This is a genomic window from Streptomyces murinus (assembly GCF_002154555.1).
Taxonomy (GTDB): Bacteria; Actinomycetota; Actinomycetes; order Streptomycetales; family Streptomycetaceae; genus Streptomyces; species Streptomyces murinus.
The window spans coordinates 1-4,209 of sequence record NZ_MUNF01000692.1 but is presented as its reverse complement, the minus strand read 5'-3'; the positions used below and the strand labels follow the sequence as shown (position 1 = coordinate 4,209).

The 4,209-nt window shown below is 71.1% G+C and carries 4 protein-coding genes and 1 pseudogene; all 5 read right to left on the bottom strand.

Features of this window, described 5'->3' with window-relative positions:
* Positions 1–69 precede the first annotated feature (69 nt).
* Entirely contained in the window at positions 70–837 is a 768-nt protein-coding gene (locus tag CCN72_RS33200; RefSeq protein WP_086811960.1) for a phosphatase PAP2 family protein, read from the bottom strand.
* Between the two features lie 175 nt (positions 838–1,012).
* Positions 1,013–2,020, bottom strand: coding sequence for a bifunctional lytic transglycosylase/C40 family peptidase (locus CCN72_RS33195; RefSeq protein ID WP_272923144.1), 1,008 nt, complete (start codon positions 2,018–2,020; stop codon positions 1,013–1,015).
* Between the two features lie 150 nt (positions 2,021–2,170).
* Positions 2,171–2,941, bottom strand: a complete 771-nt coding sequence (locus CCN72_RS33190; RefSeq protein ID WP_086811959.1) for a trypsin-like serine peptidase — start codon at positions 2,939–2,941, stop codon at positions 2,171–2,173.
* A 139-nt stretch (positions 2,942–3,080) separates the two neighbouring features.
* Entirely contained in the window at positions 3,081–3,908 is an 828-nt protein-coding gene (locus CCN72_RS33185; protein ID WP_086811957.1) for an SDR family oxidoreductase, read from the bottom strand.
* A 137-nt stretch (positions 3,909–4,045) separates the two neighbouring features.
* Positions 4,046–4,209, bottom strand: a pseudogene (locus tag CCN72_RS41005) (oxidoreductase); the annotation flags it as partial.

Below are 4,209 nucleotides of genomic sequence, written 5' to 3'. Positions count from 1 at the left end.
GAGGAACGGGACCTGGCGGCGTAACCGGGCCGAGGCGGCGCCCCCTGAGGGGCGCCTCCGGCCCCCGCCCTACACCCCCTGGGCGTACGAGAAGAACCTCGTCGGGTCGTACTGCTGCTTCACCTTCGCCAGCCGCGCCGCCAGGTCCCGTTCCTCGGAGTCCATCGGCTCCACGGACCGTCGCGCGCCGGGCACCATCGGCACGTCCGCGGCCGCCCTGCGGCGCACGATCCACGACACCCTCGGCGCCCGCTCCACCGCCTTCATCAGCGGGGTGAGCAGGGCGGAAGCCAGCGGGGCCAGCAGCAGGGCCACGGCCGTGCCGAGGGCGAATCCGCCGATCACGTCCGTCGGGTAGTGCACGCCCATGTAGACCCGGCAGAAGCCCTCCAGGAGGGCCAGTCCGATCCCGGCGATGCCGAACCTGCGGTTGGCGACGAACAGTCCCACGCCGAGCGCCATCGTCAGGGTGGCGTGATCGCTGACGAAGGAGAAGTCGGTCTTGCCGGAGACGAGGACATCGAGGCCCTGATGGTCCACGAAGGGCCGCGGCCGGGAGACGAAGCCCCGGATCGGGATGTTCACCAGCACCGCGATCCCGGCCGCGAGCGGCGCCCACACCAGCGCGGCCACGGACGTCGCCGCGTCCTCCTGGCCCCGGCGCCGTACGGACCACCAGCACCACACCACGAGCAGGACCATCGCGAGCAACAGTCCGTACTCGCCCACGAACTCCATGATCCGGTCGAACCAGTGCGGAGCACTCCTGGCCAGACCGTTGATGTCATAAAGCAGTTCGACGTCGGGGTTCGATCCGGATTCGGCGAGTACAGCCATGGTGCTGCGGCCCCTTCGTCGTCTTCCCGGACGCACCTCGTGTGCGTCGCACCGACCCCCGTCAACAGGAACGCACGGTCACCACCATTGCGTTCCACTCTCCACCGAAAGATCACGCAGACGTTATCGAAGAGAGACTCATCCTCGCAGCTCAGGGGGTAGGTTCACGCGCGGTTTACACCGCCGTGGGGAGCGCTTTTGCGCCATCTTCGGTCACCCGGGTGGCACCGAAATAGTCCGCTCCGTCGATCGGGTCGAACCGGATCACCGCCCCCGTGCGCGGCGCGTCGATCATGTACCCGCCACCGACGTAGATACCCACGTGGTGAATGGCCCGGGAGTCGGTGGGGTCATGGGAGAAGAACACCAGGTCTCCGGGGAGCAACTGGCTGCGCGAGGGGTGCGGACCGGCGTTGTACTGGTCGTTGGCCACGCGCGGCAGCTTGATCCCGACGCTCGCGTACGCCGCCTGGGTCAGCCCGGAGCAGTCGAAACGCCCGTCCTGCGCGGCCGTACCCTCGCCGCCCCACAGATACGGCGTGCCCAGTTTCTTCTGCGCGAAGTCGATCGCGCCGGCGGCCTGCCGGGTGGGATCGAGCCGGCTGGGCGGCGCGGCGAAGCTCACCGCGAGGCTGTTGATGCGCCGGACGTAGTTCTGCGTCTCGCTGATGCCCGGCACCCCGCCGGCCTGGATGACCCGGTACGCCCCGGCGTTGTACGCCGCGAGCATGTTGTCGGAGACGTTGCCCGGAACGTCCTTGACGTACTTGGCCAGTTCGCAGTCGTACGACGCCGCCGACGGAATCGCGTCATTCGGATCCCAGATGTCGCGCTTGCCGTCCCCGTTGCCGTCGATGCCGTGCGTCGCCCAGGTGCTCGGGATGAACTGCGCGATCCCGCGGGCGTCGGCCGGACTGACCACCCTGGGGTTCCAGCCGCTCTCCTGGTACAGCTGCGCCGCGAGCAGCGCCGGGGACAGCGCGGGACACAGGTTCCCCCACTTCGCGACCAGTTGCTGGTACGCCGCCGGCACCGCGCCCTTGGCCAGCGCCCGCCCGCTCGCGGCCATGCCCCCCACAAGGTTCCCGGCGACCAGGTACACCGCGACCACGAGCACCATGACGAAACTGAGCCCGCCCGCCACGACGGCACCACCGACGATCCACGCCTTACGCACCGTCAACCGCCCCTCACCGTCGGCCAGTCCGCCGAATGCAGTGTAGGAGCCGCAGGGGCTCAGCACGAGAACGCCCGTCCGAGACAAAGCGGTTCGACAGTTCCGGAGAAGGATTCGACCGTTCCGGAGAGGAAAAGGAGGGGCCCGTCGGCGCGCTCAGTCGGCCGTCGTCGCGTCCCGGTACAGTTCCGCCGCCTCCGTGCTCAGCACCACGCTGTACGACACGTCGTCCGTGGAGCCGCCCTCCTCGTGGCCGCCGAGGATGCCGACGACCTGGTGGTCGCCGTTGATCCAGGGGCTGCCGCTGGTGCCGCCGGTGAAGGAGGGGCAGTAGATGCGCTGTTGGGTGGGGCTCTGGCGGCGGGGCTTGTTGGTGCAGCGGATGGGGAGTTCACGGGAGTCGGGGTAGCCGGTGACCGTCACCGCGGTCGCGCCGGTCGTCGCGTCGGTGACGAAGCGGTTGCCGCCGACCACCTGTTCGACGCTCTGCCCGTCGAGATCGGCCACCGTCACCAGGGCGACGTCGCTGTCCTCGTCCTGGTCCTTCGCCCAGCTGTCCGGCAGGAAGCGCCGGGTCACCTTCCACACCCCGTACGGCGCCTGCCCGTCCCGGTAGCCCGGCACGAACACCAGGTCCCGGTCCTGGGCGTTCACACAGTGCGCGGCGGTGGCGATGAGGTCGCCCCGCGGGCTGTGCACCACCGAGGCCGTACAGAAGTGGCCGCCGGCCAGCCGCGACGCCCGGTCCGCGTCGAACAGCGCGCCCACCCGGGCCTCGCGCACGGACGCGACCGCGTCCGCGGTGACCCCGAAGGGTCCCGGCCCGTCATCGGCGGACGCCACGGACGCCGACGTCAGGGCGAGCATCACCACCGCCCCGAGCAACGCGGGACGCGAGGTGACCGAGATGCGTGAGATGCGCTTCATCAGGCCTCACTCTGTCTCACGAAGGTGAGAAACCCGCTCCGACTTCGCTGAGAATTTCCGCAGAAACCTCCCGATGGCCGGTGCGGGCACCACGCTACTGTCCCCCCGCCGGGGCCGCCTCCCCACCGGTCACCGTGCGTCAGAACGTCGTCGTCATCCCGCCGTCCACCGCGATGGTCTGCCCGGTGATGAAGGACGCCGCGTCGCTCGCCAGGAAGACGACCACCCCGGCGATCTCCTCCGGCCGGCCCCAGCGCCCGAGCGCGGTACGGGTCCGCAGCCAGCGCTCCCAGCCGGGATCCGTGGTGAGTTCGGCGTTGACCTCGGTGGCGAAGGTGCCCGGCGCGACCGAGTTGACGGTCGTACCGCTCGGCCCGAGGTCCGCCGCGAGGGCCCGGGTCAGACCGTCCAGGCCCGCCTTCGCGGTGGCGTAGCCGACATCACCCGTACGGCCCAACTGCCCCACCACGGAGGACACGTTGACGATGCGGCCCGGCACCCCGCGCGCGGCCAGGCCACGGGCCACCACCTGGCTCAGCGCGTACGCCGAGGTCAGATCCACGTCGAGCAGCGCGTTCAGGTCGTGGGGCGTCAGCTCCGCCACGCCCCGCCGGTCCCGGTGGCCGACGTTGTTGACCAGGATGTCGAGATCGCCCAGCTCCTCGACCGCCGTCTGTGCGGCCGCCCGGTCCGTGACGTCGAACGCGGCGGTCGCGATGTCGTACCCGCCCTCCGCCCGCAGCCGCTCGGCCGCCGCGGCGAGGGCCACCGGGTCACGGCCGTTGAGGACCACCCGCGCGCCGGCCCCGGCCAGACCGCGCGCCATCTCCAGGCCGAGACCGCGCGCCGATCCCGTCACGAGGGCCGTACGGCCGTCGAGCCGGAAGGTCACGGGGCCGCCGCCGGTCGCGGGGTCGCCGCCGTTCACCGGGCCGCCGCTGCCGGCGCCCGTGTCTGCCGAGGTCATGGGGGTCGGTCTCGGTCCGTGGTGCGTCCTGACGATTCCTGGAAAGTTCCGGGGAATCCCTTACCCGCACCGTATCCGGTCCCCCAGGGGTTTTCCCCTCCCCTTCACCCCGTCCCGTCACCTTCACCCCTGCTCGTTCACCCGTTCCCGCCGCCCGCCTTCCACTCCACCCCCGTCAGCTCCTCCGACAGCGTCCACAGCCGCCGCGCCGCCTCCGGGTCGCTCGCCGCGGCGCTGCGGGCGACCAGGGTCGGGGCGCCGCGGAACTCGCCGAGTCCGTCCGGGCCGACGTAGGCCGCCC